The sequence below is a fragment of the Nibrella viscosa genome, from assembly GCF_039541875.1.
Lineage (GTDB): Bacteria > Bacteroidota > Bacteroidia > Cytophagales > Spirosomataceae > Nibrella > Nibrella viscosa.
Window position 1 is genome coordinate 582,766 of record NZ_BAABHB010000003.1, and the last position, 22,813, is coordinate 605,578.

The 22,813-nt window shown below is 51.7% G+C and carries 18 protein-coding genes and 1 pseudogene; 8 read left to right on the plus strand and 11 right to left on the minus strand.

Annotated elements, in window-relative coordinates; translation table 11 throughout:
• Positions 1 to 1,825: pseudogene (locus ABD931_RS11025) on the plus strand (hypothetical protein); the annotation flags it as partial.
• A gap of 167 nt (positions 1,826 to 1,992) precedes the next feature.
• Here ABD931_RS11025 and mnmA read toward each other — a convergent pair.
• Complete coding sequence (gene mnmA, locus ABD931_RS11030; RefSeq protein WP_345266933.1) at positions 1,993 to 3,132, minus strand: tRNA 2-thiouridine(34) synthase MnmA; 1,140 nt, start codon at positions 3,130 to 3,132, stop codon at positions 1,993 to 1,995.
• Positions 3,133 to 3,300: 168 nt separating this feature from the next.
• Here mnmA and trpF point away from each other — a divergent pair, with 168 nt between their 5' ends.
• The 3 genes from trpF to ABD931_RS11045 all read left to right on the plus strand — a co-directional run bounded on the left by trpF (position 3,301) and on the right by ABD931_RS11045 (position 5,582).
• The gene (gene trpF / locus ABD931_RS11035; RefSeq protein ID WP_345266935.1) at positions 3,301 to 3,924 is read left to right on the plus strand and encodes a phosphoribosylanthranilate isomerase; all 624 of its coding nucleotides are present in this window, start codon (positions 3,301 to 3,303) and stop codon (positions 3,922 to 3,924) included.
• A gap of 173 nt (positions 3,925 to 4,097) precedes the next feature.
• Positions 4,098 to 4,622 carry a PspC domain-containing protein gene (locus tag ABD931_RS11040; protein ID WP_345266937.1) on the plus strand — a complete coding sequence of 175 codons (525 nt, stop codon included), beginning with the start codon at positions 4,098 to 4,100 and terminating at the stop codon, positions 4,620 to 4,622.
• 3 nt (positions 4,623 to 4,625) lie between these two features.
• Positions 4,626 to 5,582 (plus strand): toast rack family protein, encoded by a 957-nt coding sequence (locus ABD931_RS11045; protein WP_345266939.1) that lies wholly within the window; start codon positions 4,626 to 4,628, stop codon positions 5,580 to 5,582.
• A 67-nt stretch (positions 5,583 to 5,649) separates the two neighbouring features.
• Here the strand turns inward: ABD931_RS11045 and ABD931_RS11050 are convergent, their stop codons facing one another.
• The 8 genes from ABD931_RS11050 to ABD931_RS11085 form a co-directional block, all read right to left on the minus strand.
• The gene (locus ABD931_RS11050) at positions 5,650 to 6,084 is read right to left on the minus strand and encodes a Spy/CpxP family protein refolding chaperone (protein ID WP_345266941.1); all 435 of its coding nucleotides are present in this window, start codon (positions 6,082 to 6,084) and stop codon (positions 5,650 to 5,652) included.
• A gap of 23 nt (positions 6,085 to 6,107) precedes the next feature.
• On the minus strand, positions 6,108 to 6,569 hold the full coding sequence (locus ABD931_RS11055; protein WP_345266943.1) for a hypothetical protein: 462 nt from the start codon (positions 6,567 to 6,569) through the stop codon (positions 6,108 to 6,110).
• Positions 6,570 to 6,612: 43 nt separating this feature from the next.
• Positions 6,613 to 7,155 (minus strand): RNA polymerase sigma factor, encoded by a 543-nt coding sequence (locus tag ABD931_RS11060; protein WP_345266945.1) that lies wholly within the window; start codon positions 7,153 to 7,155, stop codon positions 6,613 to 6,615.
• A 120-nt stretch (positions 7,156 to 7,275) separates the two neighbouring features.
• Positions 7,276 to 8,232 (minus strand): transketolase family protein, encoded by a 957-nt coding sequence (locus tag ABD931_RS11065; protein WP_345266947.1) that lies wholly within the window; start codon positions 8,230 to 8,232, stop codon positions 7,276 to 7,278.
• 104 nt (positions 8,233 to 8,336) lie between these two features.
• A complete protein-coding gene (locus ABD931_RS11070; protein ID WP_345266949.1) occupies positions 8,337 to 9,197 on the minus strand; it encodes a transketolase in 861 nt (286 codons plus the stop codon).
• Positions 9,198 to 9,271: 74 nt separating this feature from the next.
• Positions 9,272 to 9,718 (minus strand): thioredoxin-dependent thiol peroxidase, encoded by a 447-nt coding sequence (bcp, locus tag ABD931_RS11075; protein WP_345266951.1) that lies wholly within the window; start codon positions 9,716 to 9,718, stop codon positions 9,272 to 9,274.
• 101 nt (positions 9,719 to 9,819) lie between these two features.
• Complete coding sequence (locus ABD931_RS11080) at positions 9,820 to 11,778, minus strand: M23 family metallopeptidase (protein WP_345266953.1); 1,959 nt, start codon at positions 11,776 to 11,778, stop codon at positions 9,820 to 9,822.
• A 43-nt stretch (positions 11,779 to 11,821) separates the two neighbouring features.
• On the minus strand, positions 11,822 to 12,433 hold the full coding sequence (locus ABD931_RS11085) for a fumarylacetoacetate hydrolase family protein (protein ID WP_345266955.1): 612 nt from the start codon (positions 12,431 to 12,433) through the stop codon (positions 11,822 to 11,824).
• A gap of 185 nt (positions 12,434 to 12,618) precedes the next feature.
• Here ABD931_RS11085 and ABD931_RS11090 point away from each other — a divergent pair, with 185 nt between their 5' ends.
• Positions 12,619 to 13,467 (plus strand): M48 family metallopeptidase, encoded by an 849-nt coding sequence (locus ABD931_RS11090; protein ID WP_345266957.1) that lies wholly within the window; start codon positions 12,619 to 12,621, stop codon positions 13,465 to 13,467.
• 91 nt (positions 13,468 to 13,558) lie between these two features.
• Here ABD931_RS11090 and sucC read toward each other — a convergent pair whose 3' ends face one another.
• Entirely contained in the window at positions 13,559 to 14,782 is a 1,224-nt protein-coding gene (sucC, locus tag ABD931_RS11095) for an ADP-forming succinate--CoA ligase subunit beta (RefSeq protein WP_345266959.1), read from the minus strand.
• A 184-nt stretch (positions 14,783 to 14,966) separates the two neighbouring features.
• On the opposite strand from sucC, the gene ABD931_RS11100 reads away from it, so the two are divergent.
• The 3 genes from ABD931_RS11100 to ABD931_RS11110 all read left to right on the plus strand — a co-directional run bounded on the left by ABD931_RS11100 (position 14,967) and on the right by ABD931_RS11110 (position 21,082).
• Complete coding sequence (locus tag ABD931_RS11100; protein ID WP_345266961.1) at positions 14,967 to 15,650, plus strand: ABC transporter ATP-binding protein; 684 nt, start codon at positions 14,967 to 14,969, stop codon at positions 15,648 to 15,650.
• A 749-nt stretch (positions 15,651 to 16,399) separates the two neighbouring features.
• A complete protein-coding gene (locus ABD931_RS11105) occupies positions 16,400 to 19,582 on the plus strand; it encodes a SusC/RagA family TonB-linked outer membrane protein (RefSeq protein ID WP_345266963.1) in 3,183 nt (1,060 codons plus the stop codon).
• 15 nt (positions 19,583 to 19,597) lie between these two features.
• Positions 19,598 to 21,082 (plus strand): RagB/SusD family nutrient uptake outer membrane protein, encoded by a 1,485-nt coding sequence (locus ABD931_RS11110; protein ID WP_345266965.1) that lies wholly within the window; start codon positions 19,598 to 19,600, stop codon positions 21,080 to 21,082.
• Between the two features lie 74 nt (positions 21,083 to 21,156).
• Here the strand turns inward: ABD931_RS11110 and groL are convergent, their stop codons facing one another.
• Positions 21,157 to 22,794, minus strand: coding sequence for a chaperonin GroEL (gene groL / locus ABD931_RS11115; protein ID WP_345266967.1), 1,638 nt, complete (start codon positions 22,792 to 22,794; stop codon positions 21,157 to 21,159).
• Positions 22,795 to 22,813 lie beyond the last annotated feature (19 nt).

The window sequence follows — 22,813 nt, forward strand, 5'->3', positions numbered from 1 at the left end:
GACCGTGTCGGATAACTGCTTCTCGCAGACCTGTCAGGTGAGCATCGGGGGTCCATCCGCTGCTCTGGCGCTGGGCACCTGCTCCAAGACGGATGTGAGCTGCTTTGGGGGCAGCAACGGTTCGGTCACCGCAGGGGCGGTAACCAACGCAGTAGGGGCGGTAAGTTATAGCTGGAAGAACGCGGCCAACACCGTGGTGGGCACCACCAGCACGGTGAGCAACCTGCCGGCGGGCACCTATACGCTGACCGTGTCGGATAACTGCTTCTCACAGACCTGTCAGGTGAGCATCGGGGGTCCATCCGCTGCTCTGGCGCTGGGCACCTGCTCCAAGACGGATGTGAGCTGCTTTGGGGGCAGCAACGGTTCGGTCACGGCAGGGGCGGTAACCAACGCAGTAGGGGCGGTAAGTTATAGCTGGAAGAACGCGGCCAACACCGTGGTGGGCACCACCAGCACAGTGAGCAATCTGCCGGCGGGCACCTATACGCTGACCGTGTCGGATAACTGCTTCTCGCAGACCTGTCAGGTGAGCATCGGGGGTCCATCCGCTGCTCTGGCGCTGGGCACCTGCTCCAAGACGGATGTGAGCTGCTTTGGGGGCAGCAACGGTTCGGTCACGGCAGGGGCGGTAACCAACGCAGTGGGGGCGGTAAGTTATAGCTGGAAGAACGCGGCCAACACCGTGGTGGGCACCACCAGCACGGTGAGCAATCTGCCGGCGGGCACCTATACGCTGACCGTGTCGGATAACTGCTTCTCGCGGACCTGTCAGGTGAGCATTGGCGGTCCATCCGCTGCTCTGGCGCTGGGCACCTGCTCCAAGACTGATGTGACCTGCTCTGGTGAAAATACCGGTTCGGTCACGGCAGGTGCGGTAACCAACGCAGTAGGAGCGGTAAGTTATAGCTGGAAGAATGCGGCCAACACCGTGGTGGGCACCACCAGCACAGTGAGCAATCTGCCGGCGGGCACCTATACGCTGACTGTGTCGGATAACTGCTCCTCACAGAGCTGTCAGGTGACAGTAAATCCGGCAACCGATTGCGTGACACCACGGCATATATTCCCTACAGAAACGTCCTGTGCAACCTATCAGGCAGGTGCTGCCGAGTTGCCGAACGTATGTTATACCGTAAAAGGACAGAAGATATCCAATGCAACGCCAGGTGTATTCTTCTACTACACTACAATAACTGCACCCGGCGAATCATTTATTGTTGTCGTCAAGCAGACAGTACCTGCTGGAGGCTTTTTGCCTTTTGGTATAAATCAGGATCAGATTTTCGCCTGGAGCGCCAACGGTTGTGCTAAGATAGCCAGTGGAACGGGTATATTTGATGGTATTATAACCATTACAAATGCTACGGCAGGCCAGTCAATTGTGCTTTCTGCCAAGTATGATACCAAAACCATTATAGGTTCTGATATTGGTAATAAAGGAGCCGTAGGTATTTACCGGTTTGAAACCTTGATCAATAATCAACCAGATCAGAATAGCGTCGGTGAACTGAGAGTTGAAAACTGCAAACCGGCTCGTATTGGTAATGTCGAATTTTTCGAAACCACTGCCCTGAAGGTGAACGCCTACCCGAACCCGTACAACGGCCGGGTGTTCCTGCAGATCGATTCGCCGGTAGCGGGCACGGCTGACATCGACATGTACACCATCGGTGGCACCAAAGTAGACGCCCTGAAAGTAAACGTACAGCAGGGTGTCAACGAGCCGGTGGGTTACGATGTGAAGGGCAATTTCCAACAGTTGCTCTACCGTGTAAGTGTTGGTGGTAAATCAGTGTCGGGGATACTCCTGAGCGGTAAGTAGCTCCGTATTCATACCCGGTTTATACGGGTATAGGCCGGCGAGGAACGCTCCTCGCCGGCCTTTTTATAATGGTTGCCGGGTTGCAGAGCAATGCCGAACGTCATTCCCGGCAAGAGTCCCGGCAGCCACAAATCAGGTAAAAATGACTTTTTTGTTAAAGACAGCGGTTAATTTGCTGCAGTTGTAGGCTGGTCAGCTAATTCTCCTGTCTGCCGGAAGCTTTTCATAATCCAGCCGCCACCCACTACATCGTTTCCCTCGTAAAATACGGCGGCCTGGCCGGGTGCAATGGCGCTCACACCTTCGTGGAACAAAACTTTTATCTGCCCGCCTTCCTGTGAAATGAGAGCCGGTGTGCCCGGATCTTTGTAGCGTACTTTGGTAACGGTTTCAACTGGCTGCTCAATGGTTGCGTATTTTTGCAGGTTAAGCTTTCCGACAATCATTCCGTCGCGGTACAACGCCAAATCCCGGCCCAGCACCACTTCATTGGTGTCTTTGCGAATCTCCGTAACAAATACCGGATAACCCAGCGCAAGACCAAGTCCCTTGCGTTGGCCTATGGTATAAAAGGGATAGCCTTCGTGCTTACCGACCACGGTACCGTCTTCCAGCACAAAATTACCACCGGCTACCTGCTGCTCCAGTCCGGGAATACGGCGCTTTAAAAAGCCACGGTAATCATTGTCTGGTACAAAGCAGATTTCGTAAGATTCGGATTTGGTGACCAGTTCAATAAAGCCGCGATGGCGGGCCATATCCCGGATCTCAGATTTGCGCAGGTGTCCCAGCGGCAGTTTGGTTCGACGGAGGCTTTCCTGAGACACTCCCCAAAGTACGTAGGATTGATCTTTTAGTTCGTCGACCCCTTTGGAGATAACAAAGCGGTTATTTTCTTCCCGAATGTTGGCGTAGTGACCGGTAGCAATAAATTCGCAGTCGAGCCGGTCGGCCCGGCGCAGCAGCGCATCCCATTTAATATGCGTATTGCACAGAACGCAGGGGTTCGGTGTGCGGCCTTCCAGGTATTCGCCCGTGAAATGGTCGATGACATAATCGCCGAACTCATTCCGGATGTCGAGAATGTAATGGGGAAAGCCTAGACTGACCGAAATATTGCGGGCGTCGTTGATGGAATCCAGGCTACAACAGCCTGTTTCCTTTTTGGTGCCGCCCGAAGAGGCATAATCCCAGGTTTTCATGGTCATGCCAATTACTTCATACCCTTCTTCGTGCAGCAGCACTGCCGCCAGCGAGGAGTCAATGCCGCCACTCATGGCGATCAGAATGCGTCCGTGTTTGCTCATGGTATCCGCCAGGGTTCAAAGCCCTGCGATCAAGTTGATTCGTGTAGCTCACTGAAAAATTGGGGAGCCGGTAGTTGGGCTAACAAAAATTGCAGGTAAGATGGTTTCTGAAGGTAGTTGCTTAGTTTTGTTTTTAATAACACTGCAAACAGAGTAGGTTAAACGAACATGGCCCTCAAGACACTTGTCAAAATAAGCAACGTTACCAATTTGAGCGATGCCCGATACTGCGCCGGTATGGGCGTAGATATGCTTGGTTTTTCAATGGACGCCGGCGCGGAACAGTACGTAGAGCCGGCTAAATTTCAGGAAATCCGGTCGTGGGTCGCCGGGGTGCAGATCGTGGGCGAGACAACCGCCGATGACCCGGCTGCGATCAATCGCCTGCTGGACGTTTACCAGCCCGATATGCTGCAACTGGAAGATCCGGCCCTGCTGCCCTACGTGACCTTATTTAACCGCCCGGTAATCCTGAAAGCAGAACTGGGCCTGCTGACCCTGGAACAGTTAGAAGCTATTATGGCCACCAGCCACGCAGGTATTGATTTTTTTCTGCTCGAGGGAAAGGCAGGTATCAGCCTGGACGATGATCTGCATACAGCGTTGTACCATCTGGCCACTCGCTACCCGCTCTTGTTAGGTGCTGGTATAACGGCGGCAAACGTTCATGAGCTACTGAATGCTTTACCAATTAAGGGCATTGCCCTACAGGGAGGAGATGAGATCCGGCCGGGAAATAAGGAGTTTGGGGAACTGATGGATATTCTGGAAGCTATAGACGTTGACGAGTAAGAAGGAGCAGATACGTACTTGGCAATACCAACTACTGTGTTTAGCCTACAGTCATTAAAAAGGTGCGATTATCAGGCCCGGCGTCCACTCTTAAAAGTCTGATTGGCCGTTAATCCAGCGGGCGTTACGTTTGTACAGGTTTTCAATCGCGCCGGCGATCCGGCAAGCAAACCATGAACAAACGATTAGAACGTATTCCCGAAGAGGCCATGATTGCCGGGGTGTCGGCTGGGCTGGCCCGATATTTTAATGTAGATCCGACATTAATCCGCGTCCTTTTTGTGGTAGGTATTTTTTTGCCGCACTTTCCGTCTATCCTGATTTACATTATCTTGTGGATAGCATTGCCGGAACGTACGCTGGGTACCGTTGGCAGGTATGAATCAGAACCATTAACTAAACGCTCGTTAACCATGAACCCTTATCCCCCGTCTAACAACGCCAATACGTCTGGTAACATCATAGGCGGTATCGTTCTGATACTTCTTGGTGTCTTCTTCATGCTTAAACAGTGGTTTGACATAGACTTTGGTAAGCTGTGGCCGCTCATTCTGATTGTTGTGGGTGTCTGGATTATTTTCAAAGACCGGATTCGGCGTAATGATCAGTCGTACAACCAGGATGAGCCACCCTATAACTCCGGCTCGAATCTGTACGATACCAACAACGACCCGACCAATCCAAACAATCCGCTGTAAGCCATGAGAGGATTATTCTGGGGTATATTCATCATCACGCTCGGCATTCTGTTTCTGGGCCAGAACATAGGCTGGTTCGACATCGACTGGGGATACCTGGCCCAGTTCTGGCCGCTGCTGCTCATCCTGGCCGGCGTAAACCTTATCCTGACCCGCCGGGGCAACTCGGCGGCTGCCGTCACCACGGTATTACTGGCTATTGCCGTGCCGCTGGCCTTGTTCGGGTTCTTCAGCAGGGATCGTTTCCGCGACCGGTTTGAGTACCGGATGGATGACGATGATGACGAAGACGATGATGAGGAGGAGAGAGATGATCGCCGGGGGGATACACGCTCCAATACATTTACGGAGCCGATGGGGCCGGATGTACAGGATGCCGTGCTGAAGCTGGAAGGCGGAGCCAGCCGGTTTGTCATTGGGCAGCCGACCACCGACCTCATTAAAGCCGAAACGCATATGACGCTGGGCAGCTATTCTATGGCCGTTGAGCGTGACCCAACCACCCGTACGCCAACGATTGAACTAAAACCCACCGAAGGCAACCTAAAGTTCAAAAACGGAAAGCTTAAAAACCGGGTAGAGGTGCAGTTAAACGATAAACCCGCCTGGACCATCAACATTGGCATGGGAGCCGGTAACGGTGATTTTGATCTGAGCGCATACACCATTAACAAGCTAAAGCTGGAAGCCGGAGCTGCTGATATTGATGTAAAGCTGGGTTCCCGCGCCGATCTAACCGATGTGGATATTCAGGCCGGGGTAGCTTCAGTGACAATTCGCATTCCTGAGGAGGTAGGCTGTAAGGTGGAGAAGGAGGGGGCGTTGAACGTAAATAACCTCGATGGGTTCAACAAAATAGGCGGGGGCGTACTCCTCAGCCCCAACTACGATCAGGCTACTAAAAAGGTAAATATCCGTTTTCAGGGAGGTGTTTCCAAGTTCTCGGTAGAACGGTATTAACGGCAAAAAGCCCGGCAACAGCGTCGCCGGGCTTTGTTACATCCCATAGGTTCGGTTCATTGTATTATCAGTCGTTCGGGTTGTTCAACTTATCGATCAGCATCTTATTGAACATCCGCTCTGCTTCGTAAAGCTCCGCCAACTGCTTCGGCGAAATCACTTTCAGAAACTTATTCATATATTCTCCATCCAGATCAGCAATTTGCTGCTTGATGGTGTTCATCTCGCGCAAATTCGCAATCACCGTAGCATCGCCCGAGTTCTGCCGGGGCGTCTGCTGATTGAGCTGTCGCAGGCGCCGGTACATATCCTGCTTCCGGGTATTGTACTCATTGTATACAGCCCAGAACTGCGGAGCCTGTTCGGTAGTCAGGTTGAGCCGGTTGGTAATCAGACCAATTTTGGCAGTTTCTATTTTTTGCCGGCCCTGGTCATTCTGGGCGGCAGCCGTACCGGCCACCAGCGTCAGGCTTATCATCAGCCAGCTTAAAACATGTTTCATCGTTCTTATAGCAAGTAAAGTAGTCAAGATTCAGTGTTCAACATATCCGAAACATCCTGCGATTCGACCTGTTTCCGAATTTGTTCCGGCTTCACATCCAGGTAATCCATCAGGGAGACTCCCTTGGAAAAAGATGCCTGAACAGCCTCGTTATCGGCCAGATCATACGTAGAGAGTCCCTGCTCTTCCAGGTATAATTTAATGGTCTCGTCGCTTACCCCGCTCAGCGCTTCTTCTCCCAACGATTCCTGGCGTTGCGGCAGGGTATTCCACACCAGCACCGCCAGCAGGCTGGCACCGGCCAGAGACGCCACGGTCCGCTGCCACGACCAGCTAATGGTAAAGCTGGGCTTTGGTTTAACTATCCGGGCCTGTACCCGCGACGGCAGCGTATCGAAATACCCCTCCGGCACCGTAAAGGGCTGTTGGCGCAGCGGGTGCTCTTTGTCCAGTTCCTCAATCCGTATGTATTTCTTGTCGTTCATAACCTTTGTTGTTAGTTCTTTGACAAGTCGGCTGTAGTGAGGTTTAATCCCCGTTTAAATATTCCTCTATTTTTTTAACTGCCAAATGGTAAGAGGCTTTGAGGGCTCCGACCGAGGTACCCGTAATTTCGGCAATTTCTTCGTATTTCATATCATCGAAATACTTCATGTTGAACACCAGTCGCTGCTTGTCGGGTAGCTTAAGCAGTGCTTTCTGTAGTTTAAGCTGAACTTCGTCGCCACTGGGGCCACCGGTATCGCTTTCCAGTTTTTCTGTCAGCTCGCCTTCCACATCACCAATGGGCAGGAAAAATTTCCGGCGTTTCTTGTTCAGAAAGTTCAGGCATTCATTGGTAGCAATGCGGTATATCCATGTATATAACTGACTGTCTCCCCTGAAGTTCTCCAGACTGGTCCAGACCTTGATGAACGTCTCCTGGGTAAGGTCGTCGGCATCATCGTGGTCGATCACCATCTTCCGGACATGCCAATAAATTTTCTGCTGGTATTGACGTACCAGCAGATTAAAGGCAAAATTCCGGGTTTCCGGATTACGGTATTTTTCAAGGAGTTCCTGGTCGGTCATAGCTTGGGTTTAAGGTTTGAGGTTTGAGGTTTGAGGTTTGGCGTTTAAAGTTCAGTGAGCCGTATTAACCGCCGGGTAGTCATGCTGAAACGTCAAACGTCAAACCGCAAACCGCAAACGCTAACCCCTTCTTTCCATAACTCTTTTTGCGGCTTCTACAATTTTGTCGGCGGTGAGGCCGTATTTCTGCATCAGTTGGGCTGGGGTTCCGCTTTCACCAAACGAATCGTGTACCCCAATCATTTCGAGCGGAGCCGGGTAATTCCGGGCCAGGGTCTGCGCAATGCTGTCGCCCAGGCCACCATTGAGTTGATGCTCTTCGGCCGATACGGCGCAGCGCGTTTTCCGCACCGATGTCAGGATAGCTTCTTCATCTAACGGTTTTATCGTATGAATGTTAATAATTTCGGCTTCGATGCCCGCTTCGGCCAGTTTCTCGCCCGCCTGAATGGCCTCCCAGACCAGGTGGCCCGTGGCAAAGATGGAAACGTCCGGTCCTTCGTTCAGCATCAGCGCCTTACCAATTTCAAACTTCTGATCAGCGGGCGTGAAAATGGGAATAACCGGACGGCCAAAGCGCAGGTAAACCGGTCCCTGATGGTCGGCGATGGCAATGGTAGCGGCTTTGGTCTGGTTATAGTCGCAGGGGTTGATAACGGTCATGTGCGGCAGCATTTTCATCATGCCCAGGTCTTCCAGAATCTGGTGAGTAGCGCCGTCTTCGCCCAGCGTCAGACCCGCGTGCGATGCGCAGATCTTGACATTTTTGCCGGAGTAGGCTACCGACTGCCGGATCTGATCGTATACGCGACCCGTAGCAAAGTTGGCGAACGTAGTGGCAAACGGTATTTTGCCGCCTATGGTCAGACCGGCAGAGACGCCGATCATATTGGCTTCGGAAATTCCGCACTGGATAAACCGGTCCGGGAATTCCTTAATAAAGCCTTCCAGTTTGAGTGAGCCGGCAAGGTCGGCGGTCAGGGCAACTACATTGGGGTTCTTGCGGCCCAGTTCGAGAATGCCCGCGCCAAAGCCGGAGCGGGTGTCTTTCTTTTCGGTGTATTCGTATTTTTTCATAAAATTATGTACGGCCCCGCGTTCCGCTGAGCCAGCCGTTAGACTTGGTTAAACCTGTTTTTATGTCGCCTGTTGGCGCAGACAGCAGAATGCGGTCTGGTACATTAATAATCCTTCAGATCACTGATCGTTATCGGCAGTTGATTCAGGGCAGTGACCAGTTGCTCATCGTTCGGAGCCACGCCATGCCATTTGTGACTGCCCATCATGAAGTCGACGCCGTAGCCCATTTCGGTATGCATCAGAATCAGCGTGGGCACTTCCGGGTCATGCTTTGACTCGTGTAACGTGCGTAATACTTCGGCTATATCATTGCCCTTCATCTCGGTCACGTTCCAGCCGAACGCCCGGTATTTTTCGCCCAGGTCGCGGTTGTTCATCACCAGATCCGTCGGGCCGTCGATCTGCTGGTGGTTGAGGTCGATAATGGCCGTCAGGTTGCCTAGTTTGTGGTGCGGGGCAAATGTGGCGGCTTCCCAAACCTGACCTTCCTGCTGCTCACCGTCGCCCATCAGCACATACACGTGCTTGTCGTCGCCGTTCAGGCGTTTGGCAAAGGCGGCTCCGCAGGCAACCGATAAGCCCTGCCCCAATGAACCAGACGCTATCCGAATGCCCGGCAGGTGCTCGGCCGTAGCGGGGTGGCCCTGCAGGCGACTGTCAATTTTGCGGAACGTGCTCAGTTCCGAAAGCGGGAAGTAGCCGGCTCGCGCCAGTACCGAATACCATACCGGCGAGATGTGGCCGTTTGAGAGGAAAAACAGGTCTTCGTCACGACCATCCATGTCGAAAATAACGTTGCCCTGCTCGTCGCGCTTCAGGCGCAGAACGTCAAAATAGAGGGCTACGAAAAGATCGGTACAACCTAAAGAGCCGCCGGGGTGGCCGGAGTTGACCGCGTGTACCATCCGCAGAATGTCGCGCCGGACCTGCGTTGCAATTTGTTCGAGTTGTTGGGTTTCCATGTTTCAGACGTTAGACACTGGACGTTAGACGCTGGACTTATATGTCTAAAGTCCTATGTCTATTGTCCAGAGTCTTATTTTAAAATTTGCGCTGCGTGATTCTTTGTGTCTACTTTTCCGATAATGTCGGTGATAATGCCGTTTTCATCAATGATAAAGGTCGTCCGTACAATGCCCATGTATTTACGGCCGTACATCGACTTCTCCTGCCAGACGCCGTAAGCCTCTACTACTTCTTTATTAGTATCGGCAAGCAGACTGAACGGCAGGTCATATTTGCCGATAAACTTCTGGTGTGACTTTTCATCGTCTACACTGACGCCCAGGACTTCGTAGCCGGCTTGCCGTAGCTCATCGTAATTATCGCGCAGGCTACAGGCCTGTGCTGTACAGCCGGTGGTGTCATCCTTCGGGTAAAAATACAATACTACCTTTTTTCCCCGGTAATCCGATAGCCGGATGGGCTGACCGTTCTGGTCGCGGGTTTCAAAATCAGGAGCGTTATCGCCAATGGTGAGCATCCTTAGTTTAAGGTTTGAGGTTTGAAGTTTCAGGTTTCAGGTTTAATGTTGGGAGTGCGTCAGCTCAACTTCAAACCTGAAACCTGAAACTTTAAACATATTTAAGGTATTACCGCCGAAACGGTCGATACATTGCCGGCTCGGTCGGTCACTTCAATGGTTACGTCGCCTTTAAAGGGCTTGGCCGGGTCGAGTTTATCGGACCAGATCAACGCTTTCTTATAATCGTATAGCATCAGCACCCATTCGCCGTTGATCAGGGCGCGGAAGGTATTGATACCGGATAAATCATCAGTTATCTTGGCCGAAATCGAGTTCGGTGTTTTTGTAACAAACTGCACTTTCGGTGGAATGGTATCGGTCAATAGTTGAAAGCGACCTAACTGACGGGTTTTAAATTCAATTCGGCCGCCTTTCCAGCTACCGCCTACCAGTTGTTTTCGGTTTCCGCTGGTATTGTACATCTGCGTCCGCGCCGGATCAATGCCTGTAGTATCCGTTGGCTTATACGAAACTGTCAGGGGATCGTTCAGAGGGATGGTAAACTGGTTGATCTCCATAACATGCCCCGGCATTTGCCTGACGGCTAAAAACAAGGTATCGAACAGCGTTTTTGGGCCAAAGCTCAGGCTAACATTGTCCTTCTCGTACGTTTCTTCCTTACCGGGTATAATTGTTTTCTGGAGGAATGTTCGCATAGTACCGGCTCCAATCTGCACCGAATCAGGCATGTATCTGCGTAAGTCGATCAGGTAAACGGCCTGATTGTTTTTGACATAACTGGCGGGTAATTCTTCTGGCCAGCGGCCTATGTAGAGCTGCGCAACCGGTGGCTCACCGGCCGGTAAGTTGCGAACGGTCAGCTTCAGCACATTCTCGTCGGTGGCAATACTCACCGCCGGCATGATCTCCGCAGCGCCCGAAACTGCCGTTATTGTTTGCGGTGCCGCTGTTTCTGTTGCGGGTTCCGGCTCCGGCTGAACGGTAAACCGCAACACCGCCGAGTTTTGATGGGCGTCGAACAGCGTTACCGTAATTTCGTGCGGTTTACCGTCCAGCAACGGCAGTTTACCACGCCAGTTGTCCATTTGATATAAGGTCAGCGCATTGCCGTCGGCTACGTAACTGCGGTGGTACCGCTGGCCGGTGGTTTGCTCCACCTCGTAGTTCATGTGGACGTTGATGTAGCGCGTCTGCTCGTTCGGGAAGCTGTCCATGTTATAGGCAAAAACCTCCCGACCGTCCAGTTTAATTTCAATACAGCTCAGGCCACTCCTGAACGGAGAGCCGCTGGTTTTGTCAAACGCCAGCAATTCAAGACCAATCAGGCCGGACGCCGTTATGGGCTGGTTGAAACCGTAGGTGCCGTCGGGACGGCGTACCGGCGTCAACACCAGCCGGTGAAACTCGCTATTGATGCGGGACTGCGGTGTTAAGGTGCGGAGCGCTACTTTTTCGAAATACGGATTTACCTCGTCGGTGATTTCGCTGAAGTTAAACAGTAGTGGGTTCAGCAGATTATCCCGATCATCCCGGATTTCAAAGTGCAGGTGCGGACCACCCGAACCACCAGTATTACCTGATAAGGCAATAACTTCCCCTTTGCGTACCGGGAACTGCCCTGGCTCCGGACGAAGATCGATTTCAAACGTCTGCCGCTTATACTGCTCCTGCCGCAGAAACCGGGCTAGTGTATCAGTAAGCACTTTCAGGTGACCGTACACAGTAGTCAGTCCGTTTGGATGTTTAATGAACACCACATTGCCGTATCCAGCTGTGAGTACGGCAATACGGGATATATACCCATCGGCGGCTGCGTAAACATCCAATCCTTCCCGCTGTTTGGTCCGGATATCCAGTCCGGCATGAAAGTGATTCGCCCGCAGGTCGCCCATGCCGCCCGACAGCGAATTGGCCTCACCCGGCATAATCGGAAACATAAAATAACCTGGCTGGATTACCGGATTGGTCGACTTCTTTACCTGCCCCCAACTGCTGTGTACACCCAAAGCCAACAAACCGGCGGCTACGCCATTAACAAACTGTTTGTACCTACTCATACCTGATAAACACGATTCTGACCCTTACCGGCGGGCTGACTGCTTATTTTACGTCAAATTCCAGCATGTTGCGGTCTTCCAGGTAGGCCGTCAGCCGGTCACCTACCTGCACCGGACCGACGCCCTTTGGGGTACCGGTAAACAGAATATCGCCCTGTTGCAGCAGAAAAAAACGCGAGACAAAGGCAATCAGGTAATGGATCCGGAACAGCATCATAGATGTATTTCCCTGTTGCCGGGTTTCGCCATTAACATCGAGCCGGAAGTTGAGGTTTTGCAAATCGGCAAACTCGCTTTTGGGTATAAACGATGAAATAGGGGCCGACCCGTTAAACCCTTTTGCCAGATCCCAGGGAAGGCCTTTTGTCTTTAGCTTGGTTTGCAGATCGCGGGCCGTAAAATCAATGCCTATGCCAATTTCATCGTAATATTTGTGGGCAAACTTTTCCTCAATGTTCTTACCGGTGCGGTTGATACGCACCAGGATTTCAACTTCATGATGAACATCGGACGAAAAGTCGGGGTAGAAGAAGGGCTCGTTGTTGCGAAGAATGGCCGTTTCGGGCTTGGTGAAGATGACCGGATCATCCGGCTGTTCATTGTTGAGTTCTTTAATATGCTCTGCATAATTGCGTCCGACGGCAATGATTTTCATGCGTTTTGTGGGCTTTGTTAAACCTGCGGTTGTGGCGCAAATCTAAGGAGTAATGACGGCTCAACCGAACACGCTGTTAAAAAAATCAAAGAAGTGATGGTTGTTAACCGGCTAAATAGTACTGAATTGGTATTCTATTTGCTGAAAAGCTCAGCATACAGGATTGTTTTAAACCTTAACAGGCAATGAAGAGAGCAATAATAGTGATGTTGGTAGTTGCCATGGCGGTTGCCTGCCAACGTGTGCCGCTTTCGAACAGGAAGCAGTTGAAGTTGATTCCGAACGAGCAGCTATTGCCGCTCGCGTTTACCAGCTACCGGCAGGTTCTGGATACCAGTAGTGTTGTACGGAGTGGATCGCAGGCCGAAATGGTTCGTCGGGTTGGCAGTCGCCTGCGTCAGGCTATGGAAAGTTATTTAACCGCTAACAATTATGGCGACAGGCTGAAAGGCTTCCAGTGGGAATTTAATCTGATTCAAAGCCCGCAGGTGAACGCCTGGTGTATGCCAGGTGGTAAAGTCGCTTTTTACACGGGTATTCTCCCTTATACGCAGAACGAAGCAGGAGCCGCGGCCGTTATGGGCCACGAGATTTCCCACGCTATTGCTGAGCATGGTAACGAGCGGATGAGCGAAGGTTTGCTGGCTAGTGGCCTGATTCAGGGTGGACAGGCTGCTTTAGGGGCAGTGGCTCAAAGCAAACCAAGCCAGACACGGGCTATTTTGCTCCAGGCTGTAGGGGCTGCGTTGCCAATTGGCTATCAGTTAGGGCGGGGATTGCCGCATAGCCGGGCGCAGGAGACAGAAGCAGATAAGCTAGGGCTGATCTTTATGGCTATGGCCGGGTATGATCCCCGTGAAGCCGTAAGTTTCTGGTCCCGGATGGCTAAAGCGGGCAGCTCCCGTAGAAAGCCACCAGAGTTTTTGTCGACTCACCCCTCTGACCAGCGCCGAATTAACAACCTGCAAAGCATGATGCCCGAAGCGCTGAAATACTACAACCAGCGCCGTGGGCAGACCTACACGAGCCGGTAAAAATCAGTTTGAGGTTTGAGATTTAAAGTTGGCTGACGCTCGATTTTTAACGGCCGCCCGGCTTAAACTTCAAACCTCAAACCTCAAACCACTATGCTCCTACTTCTTCCAGCACCTGACTCACCTTAGCGGCTGCTTCTTTCAACTGAACGGCGGAGTATACTTTCAGGCCCGACTCGTCGATGATGCGGGCACCTTCTTCAGCGTTGGTTCCCTGCAAACGAACAATGATGGGCACCGGAATATCACCGATGGCTTTATAGGCTTCCACCACACCCGTGGCTACGCGGTCGCAGCGCACGATACCGCCGAATATGTTGATCAGGATGGCTTTTACGTTCGGGTCTTTCAGAATGATGCGGAAACCGGCCTCTACCGTTTTGGCGTTGGCACCACCCCCTACATCGAGGAAGTTGGCCGGCTCACCGCCCGACAGTTTAATGATGTCCATTGTTGCCATTGCCAGACCGGCACCGTTTACCATACATCCCACGTTGCCGTCGAGCTTCACATAGTTCAGGTCGAACGAGGTTGCTTCCACTTCCAGCGGGTCCTCTTCATTCAGGTCGCGGAGGTTGGCAATGTCCGGGTGACGGTACAGCGCATTGTCGTCCAGGTTTACCTTTGCGTCAACGGCCAGTATTTTATTGTCGGATGTTTTCAGAACCGGGTTGATCTCAAACATTGAGGCATCAATATCCACGTAAGCCTTGTACAGCGAGGTAACAAACTTCACCATTTCTTTGAAAGCATCGCCCTCCAGGCCTAGCGCAAAGGCTATTTTACGCGCCTGAAACGGTTGCAGACCGACGGCCGGGTCAATCCATTCTTTAATGATTTTTTCGGGCGTGTGCTCGGCTACTTCTTCAATGTCCATACCGCCTTCGGTGCTGGCCATGATGACGTTGCAGGCTTTCGTCCGGTCGAGCAAAATACTGATGTAGTATTCTTTCGGGTCGGCTGCGCCCGGGTAATATACATCCTGGGCAACCAGCACCTTATTGACCTTCTTGCCTTCGGGGCCGGTCTGGTGCGTTATCAGCACGTTGCCGATAATGTTTTTGGCAATGTCACGGACCTCATCAACCGATTTGGCTACTTTGACGCCCCGCTGCTCGGTGCCTTTAATTTTACCTTTGCCCCGGCCACCGGCATGGATCTGTGACTTGACAACCACAAACTTTGACCCCGTCTGGGCCATTATCTGCTTGGCGGCTTCAACCGCTTTTTCGGGTGACTCGGCCACAATACCTTCCTGGATGCGGACGCCGTAACGCTTCAGTATTTCTTTACCCTGGTACTCGTGTATATTCATGACGAATGCAACAACGAATGGTGAAAACAGTAAATTTGGGCGGCAAATTAGCGAATTATTCTTAAAAGTCGTTTGAAGTTTGAGGTTTGTAGTCTGAAGTTAACACTAACCGACGCTGTTTCACGGTGGCTACCCGGCTACTAACAAAAACCTCAAACGTCGAACCTCAAACCTCAAACTATAAATGAATGTACTGCTAAAGGCGGCGAATCTGCGCCGTGCATACGGTAATCTTCCGGTGCTGAGGGGAATCAACCTGGAAATTTATTCAGGCGAAATTGTTTCTATTGTAGGTGCGTCCGGGGCGGGTAAAAGTACGCTGCTGCACATTATGGGCACACTGGATAGACCCGATGGAGGGCAGGTGCAACTGGCCGGGCAAGATGTTTTCCGACTGAACGACCGGCAACTGGCCCGTTTTCGGAATGAGCGCATCGGTTTTGTGTTCCAGTTTCATAACCTGCTGCCGGAATTTACGGCGCTGGAGAATGTCTGTCTGCCGGGCTTTATTGCCGGCCGTAATGAACGCGAGGTACGAGAGCGGGCCAGTGAACTATTGAACACACTGGGGCTGCAGGAGCGGTTGGATCATCTGCCATCGCAGATGTCGGGCGGGGAGCAGCAGCGAACCGCCGTGGCACGGGCGCTCATCAACCAGCCGGCTATCGTTTTTGCGGACGAGCCCAGTGGTAACCTGGACTCCCGGAATGCCGAAGAACTGCACAAGTTGTTTTTTGACCTCAGACAAGATTTTGGGCAGACGTTCGTCATCGTGACTCACAACGAGCACCTGGCCGAATTGGCCGACCGGATGCTAACCATTCGGGACGGTCAGATCGAGACAGATGAAAGGATGTTTACTGAGTAATTTTGCCATATATCACATACATGCAAGAAGGTTTTAATGATTTTTTAATCATAATTAAATGCCTGAAAATCAGGCATTTGTTGGTGTGTTTTAAAAAAAATAGCGAGCGGGAAACATTTTAATGTGCCTTTTGTTTTATTATTGCGTCGAAAAGAAAAGTTTTTCATAACGTTGAGTAAATCAGAAAGCCAAGAGAGTGTCTCGCTTGGCTTTTTCGTTTTTATAACAAGTAGTCCCAAAGGGATAGTGCGTATTTTCCAACATCTGTTATCTTCTTCTTACCAAAAATCCCGGCCAGTACTGACCGGGATTTTTGGTTCATATTACGGCGCTAACATCCGTTCATGGATGCTTTCGCAAATGTTGCCACTCCCCGGTCTGTTGCACTGTACGCCTTTTGCGGGCAAATCCTTATTGTGTGCCGGATATTAAATTTCAGGCCGTAGGATCTATCCCGGCGTTGCTACCACGCCTGGCCAGGTTAGGCCAAGTCCAGGACCTGCTATCCATTCCTTATTTTCAGTGCCGAGAAAATTTCATTCTGTTTGCAGTGAGGTCATAATTATAATAAAAAAGAGATTAGCAGGACTGCAACGTAAATTTTGGCGAGAGCGTATATTGGGTAAACGTTACATAAACTTGTATTTTATATTGAAAATTTGGAAATAAACAAACTTTCTTTGGTGGGGTGAATCATAAATAGAATAAAAAATATAATTTGCTGCCAATTTTTAGTCTAAAAAAATTGTATGAGAAGAAGTTTACAACTGCTTTATCTTTTGCTGTTATGTCTGTTCGGCCAGATCGCCCTGGCTCAGGACCTACCAGTAACGGGAACTGTAACGGCCGATGACGGATCGGCTATTCCTGGTGCCACTATCGTGCTCAAAGGCACAACCCGTGGAACAACTACCAACGCCGACGGAACATTTCGGATTGATGTACCGGCCAATGGCCGTCTGGTAATCAGCTTCGTGGGCTACGCTACTCAGGAGGTGGTGGTCGGTAACCGATCTAATCTTTCTATTAAACTGGTTGCTGACGCGACTAATCTGGAAGAAGTCATTGTTACGACGTTTGGTACGGCCAAGCGAGCCTCTTTCACCGGCTCTGCCGGGGTTATCTCGGCGGAGCGGCTCAAGGAGCGTCCTATTACAAACTTTGCTCAGGCACTGGCTGGTTCAGCGCCCGGTATCCAAACAACGGCGGGTAGCGGTCAGCCAGGTACAGCTCCAGCCATTCGGATTCGGGGTTTTGGATCTATTTCGTCGGGTAATGATCCGCTTTATGTGGTTGATGGAGTACCCTACACGGCCAATATTGCCAACCTGAATCCCCAGGACATTGAGAGCATCACCGTACTGAAAGATGCGGCTTCTACAGCTCTCTACGGGTCTCGTGCCGCTAACGGTGTTGTTGTGGTTACAACCAAAAAAGGGCAGAGGGATCGGAGCACTATTTCGGTCAATATGACCAAAGGGGTCAATACCCGTGCGTTGCCGGAATACGACCGGGTTGGTCCGGACCAGTACTACCCGTTGATGTGGGAGCAGTTTCGCAACAGTCTCGCCTACCGGGCTACTAATCCGTTGTCGCTTTCGGCTGCCAGCCTGAGCGCTACCAATAGTCTGAGCGGCCTTGTTGGCTACAATGTATACGACGTACCGTTCAATCAGTTGGTGAATACCGATGGGCAGATGAATCCCAACGCCAGGCTGATCTACTCACCCGACGATCTGGACTGGGCCAAACCCCTGATGCAGCAGGGCAATCGGGATGAAGTGAATCTGAACTTTTCAGGTGGTCAGGACAAATCAGACTATTTCCTGTCGGTAGGATACCTGAGCGATAAAGGCTTTTTGATTCGGTCTGATTATAAACGGTATACGGCCCGACTAAACGTTAACTCTCAGGTGAAACCCTGGCTCAGAACGGGGGCTAACCTGTCTAGTACGATTATCCGGTCCAATCAGGCTGATGTTCCGGCCGATGGCGGTACTACGTTCGTGAACCCGTTTTTCTTCTCCCGTACCATGGGACCAATTTTCCCGGTGTATGCCTATGACCCCGCCAATCCCGGTCAGTTCCTGAGCCTGCCAAACGGCCAGCGTCGGTGGGATTATGGTAACCTGACCAGTCTGGGTCTGCCTTCTCGGCCTCAGTACGGCGGTCGGCACGCCATTGCCGAAACGATTCTGAACCAGAACTACTTCCGTCGGAATACGTTCGGAGCCCGTGGTTTTGCCGAAATTACATTCCTGAAGGATTTTAAATTTACAGCAAACGTCGGCGCTGATCTGACGAATACAAATACTGTTACGTTTGGTAATCCTGAGATTGGTGACGGTGCGCCGGCCGGTCGGTCAACGCACGAATTTGAAAACATTTCGAGTGTCAACCTGAACCAGTTGCTGAACTACAATAAATCATTTGGCCCGCACACGATCGACGTTTTAGTGGGTCATGAAAACTTCCAGGTGAATGATAATTACCTCACTGGATCACGGTCGCAGCAGATTCTGGACGGTAATGTCGAATTAATCAACTTTACTACTACAACGAACCTGAATTCGGTGTACAATATCCGCCGGGTCGAAGGTTTCTTCTCACGCTTCAACTACGACTATAATCAGAAATACTTCGTTTCTGGTTCGGTTCGTCGCGACGGTTCCAGTAAGTTCTTTCAGGATGTGCGCTGGGGTGCGTTCTACTCCGTCAGTGGTGCGTGGCGTTTGGATCAGGAAACATTCATTCAGGCTATTCCGACCATTAGCATATTGAAGCTGCGGAGTTCATACGGACAAACGGGTAACGATGGTGGTGGAAATACGGCCGATGGAGCGGCCATCAGCTACTATGCCTGGCAGCCGTTGTATGGGTTAGGCTGGAACAATGCGTCGGAGGCTGGTATCCTGCAAAGCAGCCTGGGCAACAGGGCGCTGGTATGGGAGAAAAACAGTCAGTTTGACGTGGCCCTGGAGTTTGGCTTGTTCAAGAGCCGCGTAACGGGTACAGTTGAATACTTCAATCGTCAGTCGTCAAACCTGATTTTTGCCGTACCGCTGCCGCTGTCGACCGGTATTCAGACAGTTACCCGGAACATAGGAACGATGTACAACCGTGGTATTGAGGTTGAATTGGGTGTTGAACCCGTTCGCACGAAAGACTTTACCTGGCGCGTCGACGTGAACGCTACCAAAATTCAGAACCGCATCACGAAAATGCCGGAAGAAAACCCCGAAATCATTGATGGGACCAAGAAGCTCAAGGTGGGTACCTCTATTTATGATTTCTGGCTGCGTGACTACCAGGGCATTAACCCGGCAACGGGTGAGGTACTCTACCGGGCCAACGCCTATATTGCATCCAACTCATTCATCACCGAAGCTGGTGATACGGTAACGAACAATGTCAATAACGCCCGTTTCGCCTACCACGGAAGTTCAATTCCGAAGCTGACGGGTGGTATCACGAATACGATTACCTTTAAAGGAATCACGTTATCCGGCCTGCTGGTGTATCAGATTGGTGGTAAAGTGTACGACGGTGCCTACGCAGCCCTGATGAGCGCAGGTGGATACGGTAGCGCTAAAAGTGTAGATATTCTGAGACGCTGGCAGAAACCGGGCGATGTGACTGACGTACCCCGGATGGACGCCGGTAGAACGGCCGATTTTGATCCCGCTTCGAGCCGCTGGCTGATCGATGGCAGCTACCTGAACATCCGGACGGTAACGCTGTCGTATGCACTGCCAGGCACTGTGGCTCGTAAACTGTTCCTGAACAACGCCCAGGTTTATATCAGCGGAGAGAATTTCTTCATCCTGTCTCGTCGCAAGGGTATGAACGTCCAGCAAAACTTCGGCGGGACTACCGGTAACGTATTCAGTTCGGCCAAGAGCCTGGTTCTGGGCCTGTCATTAACGCTCTAAACGTCAGACTAATCAATGAAAGCAAGACTGATAACCATATTATTGGCGCTGGGGTTACTCTCAACCTCATGCAGCGACGAATATCTGGAGACTTCGCCCACTGGTAGCGTTGATGCCGCTGCGGCCTACGCCACCACGAAAAATGCCTCTGCCGCCATCAATGGTATTTACCGGGCAATGGTGGTACGCTATCTTAGCTCGCAGGGGCATTTTGGCCATCCGGCTATGATGATTATCATGGATGTCATGGGCGAAGACCTGGCATTCAGTAACCCGTCAAATACCTGGCATTTCCCCGAACAACGGTGGACAAGCCACCGCTCGGAAGTTGGTACCTTGTCTGAATTTGCGTATCTACTCTATTACCGGCTTATCGGCAACGCTAACATCGCGGTGGCCAATATTGATAACGCTGCCGGCACAGATGCAGAACGGAAACAGTTGAAAGGCGAAGCACTGGCGTTACGGGCTTTTTCTTATTTCAACCTGGTACAGCTCTACGGCAAACGGTACGATGCCTCGGCCAGGCCAAATAGCCAGCTTGCCGTCCCTCTCGTTTTAGCGCCCACTACCGAAGGGCTGCCCCGCGCCACGGTTGAAGAGGTGTATACGCAGATTAATAAAGATTTGACGGAAGCGGCTGGTCTGCTGACGGCATCGCGGCCTGGGGGCTTTAAGTCGCACATCAATATCGAGGTGGTGAAGGGCTTTCAGGCCCGTGTGGCGCTAACCCAGCAGAACTGGGCTGATGCGGCTAGGTATGCGGCTGAGGCTCGTAAGAGTTATTCGCTGATGTCTGTGGCTCAATACCAGGAAGGTTTTGCTGACATTGCCAACCCGGAATGGATGTGGGGCTTCGATCACCTGGAAGACCAGTCGGAGTTTTTTGGCGCGTATCATTCATACATCTCCTGCAACTTCAACTCGACCAATATCCGGGCTACCCCTAAACTTATCAATAATCTGTTGTATGACCAGATTCCGGCAACAGACGTACGGTCAAAAATGTGGGTGAAAACGCCTACCGCAGCTAACTCGATCATTCCGCCGGGTGGCGTCCGGGCACCGTATATGAACCAGAAGTTCCGGCTACCGGGTACGCCCTCGACCAGTACCATGGGCGATATTCCGTACATGCGGGCTGCTGAAATGTTCCTGATCGAAGCCGAGGCCCTGGCCCGTCAGGGTAAAGATGCCGATGCGGCTAAAGTACTGTTTGACCTGGTGAGCAAGCGTGATCCGTCGTACAAGCAGTCGACAAACACCGGCACCAGGCTGATTGACGAAATTTTGTTCAACCGGCGTATTGAACTATGGGGCGAAGGCTTCCGGTTCCTTGATCTGAAGCGGATGAACCTGCCGCTGAACCGCAACGGCGCGAACCATAACGCAGCTGTCGCCGTCTTGTTCGACGTACCCGCCGGCGACAAGCAGTGGGAGTTTCTACTTCCTCGTCGGGAAATGAACGCCAATAAGGCAATTGTGCAGAACCCGTTGTAAACAGAGTACCTCAGCATGCAAAAGCCCCCGGTTGTTCAACCGGGGGCTTTTTGTGAATGTAGCTAAGCAGCCGATTACATCATGCCGCCCATGCCGCCACCGTGCATACCAGCACCGGCACCTGCTTTATCCTCTTCCGGCTCATCGGCGATCAGACACTCAGTTGTGAGCAGCAGACCAGCGATTGAAGCCGCATTTTCCAGCGCCAGACGAGTTACTTTCTTCGGATCGATTACACCAGCCGCAAACAGGTCCTCGTAGGTATCAGTCTTGGCGTTGTAACCGTAGCCACCCTGACCTTCTTTTACCTTGTTGATAACGACTGAGCCTTCACCACCGGCATTGGCGACAATCGTACGCAGCGGGGACTCCAGAGCAACCCGGATGATGTTGATGCCCGTTGTTTCATCTTCGTTGATACCTTTCAGGCCTTCCAGCGCAGACGTAGCACGGATCAGGGCTACACCGCCACCCGTTACGATACCTTCTTCAACGGCAGCGCGGGTTGCGTGCAGCGCATCGTCAACGCGGTCTTTCTTCTCCTTCATCTCAACCTCCGTAGCGGCACCGATGTACAGGATAGCAACACCACCCGACAGTTTCGCCAGGCGCTCCTGCAGTTTCTCGCGGTCGTAGTCAGACGTTGTGTTTTCGATCTGCGCCTTGATCTGGTTAACCCGGCCCTGAATGTCTTCCTTCTGACCTACACCATTAACAATGGTCGTGTTGTCCTTGTCGATGATGATTTTCTCGGCCTGACCCAGGTATTCAATCGACGCATTTTCCAGCCGGAAACCACGCTCTTCGCTGATCACCTGACCACCGGTCAGGATGGCGATGTCTTCCAGCATAGCCTTCCGACGGTCACCGAAGCCCGGGGCCTTCACGGCCGCTACTTTCAGGGCACCCCGGATTTTGTTAACCACCAGCGTAGCCAGAGCCTCACCATCTACATCTTCAGCGATGATCAGCAGCGGACGGCCGGTCTGAGCCACCTGCTCCAGTACGGGCAGCAGCTCTTTCATGGAAGAAACTTTCTTCTCAGAGATCAGGATGAACGGACGATCCAACTCGGCTTCCATTTTCTCCGTGTTCGTAACGAAGTACGGCGACAGGTAACCGCGGTCGAACTGCATACCTTCTACGGTCTTCACTTCGGTTTCGGTACCGCGGGCTTCTTCTACGGTGATTACGCCTTCTTTGCCAACTTTCTTCATGGCCTCGGCGATCATCGTACCGATTTCCTCATCGTAGTTCGCCGAGATCGTAGCTACCTGCGTGATTTTACCGAAGTCGTCGCCAACGGTCTGAGCCTGCTCAGACAAATTAGCCACTACAGCGTGTACGGCCTTGTCGATACCGCGCTTCAGGTCCATCGGGTTGGCACCGGCGGCTACGTTCTTTACACCGATTGAGTAGATAGCCTGAGCCAGTACAGTAGCGGTAGTGGTACCGTCACCAGCCTGATCGGCCGTCTTGGAGGCCACTTCTTTGACCAACTGAGCACCCATGTTTTCCATGGCGTCTTTCAGTTCGATTTCTTTAGCTACGGTGACACCATCTTTGGTGATGGCCGGCGAGCCAAATTTCTTGTCGAGGATAACGTTACGGCCTTTCGGACCCAGCGTAACTTTTACGGCATCAGCCAGGGTATCAACACCCTTCTTTACTTTCTCACGGGCTTCCGTATCGAAAAATATTCTTTTAGGCATAGTTGTAGGGGTAATTAAA

What these genes read in the sequence shown, in the direction of transcription:
- mnmA (WP_345266933.1), bottom strand. Translation starts at nt 3,132, where the DNA reads ATGAGCAAACACGGACGCATTCTGATCGCCATGAGTGGCGGCATTGAC.
- ABD931_RS11090 (WP_345266957.1), top strand. Translation starts at nt 12,619, where the DNA reads ATGAAGAGAGCAATAATAGTGATGTTGGTAGTTGCCATGGCGGTTGCC.
- ABD931_RS11045 (WP_345266939.1), top strand. Translation starts at nt 4,626, where the DNA reads ATGAGAGGATTATTCTGGGGTATATTCATCATCACGCTCGGCATTCTG.
- ABD931_RS11110 (WP_345266965.1), top strand. Translation starts at nt 19,598, where the DNA reads ATGAAAGCAAGACTGATAACCATATTATTGGCGCTGGGGTTACTCTCA.
- ABD931_RS11055 (WP_345266943.1), bottom strand. Translation starts at nt 6,569, where the DNA reads ATGAACGACAAGAAATACATACGGATTGAGGAACTGGACAAAGAGCAC.
- ABD931_RS11060 (WP_345266945.1), bottom strand. Translation starts at nt 7,155, where the DNA reads ATGACCGACCAGGAACTCCTTGAAAAATACCGTAATCCGGAAACCCGG.
- groL (WP_345266967.1), bottom strand. Translation starts at nt 22,794, where the DNA reads ATGCCTAAAAGAATATTTTTCGATACGGAAGCCCGTGAGAAAGTAAAG.
- trpF (WP_345266935.1), top strand. Translation starts at nt 3,301, where the DNA reads ATGGCCCTCAAGACACTTGTCAAAATAAGCAACGTTACCAATTTGAGC.
- ABD931_RS11080 (WP_345266953.1), bottom strand. Translation starts at nt 11,778, where the DNA reads ATGAGTAGGTACAAACAGTTTGTTAATGGCGTAGCCGCCGGTTTGTTG.
- bcp (WP_345266951.1), bottom strand. Translation starts at nt 9,718, where the DNA reads ATGCTCACCATTGGCGATAACGCTCCTGATTTTGAAACCCGCGACCAG.
- sucC (WP_345266959.1), bottom strand. Translation starts at nt 14,782, where the DNA reads ATGAATATACACGAGTACCAGGGTAAAGAAATACTGAAGCGTTACGGC.
- ABD931_RS11050 (WP_345266941.1), bottom strand. Translation starts at nt 6,084, where the DNA reads ATGAAACATGTTTTAAGCTGGCTGATGATAAGCCTGACGCTGGTGGCC.
- ABD931_RS11085 (WP_345266955.1), bottom strand. Translation starts at nt 12,433, where the DNA reads ATGAAAATCATTGCCGTCGGACGCAATTATGCAGAGCATATTAAAGAA.
- ABD931_RS11100 (WP_345266961.1), top strand. Translation starts at nt 14,967, where the DNA reads ATGAATGTACTGCTAAAGGCGGCGAATCTGCGCCGTGCATACGGTAAT.
- ABD931_RS11040 (WP_345266937.1), top strand. Translation starts at nt 4,098, where the DNA reads ATGAACAAACGATTAGAACGTATTCCCGAAGAGGCCATGATTGCCGGG.
- ABD931_RS11065 (WP_345266947.1), bottom strand. Translation starts at nt 8,232, where the DNA reads ATGAAAAAATACGAATACACCGAAAAGAAAGACACCCGCTCCGGCTTT.
- ABD931_RS11070 (WP_345266949.1), bottom strand. Translation starts at nt 9,197, where the DNA reads ATGGAAACCCAACAACTCGAACAAATTGCAACGCAGGTCCGGCGCGAC.
- ABD931_RS11105 (WP_345266963.1), top strand. Translation starts at nt 16,400, where the DNA reads ATGAGAAGAAGTTTACAACTGCTTTATCTTTTGCTGTTATGTCTGTTC.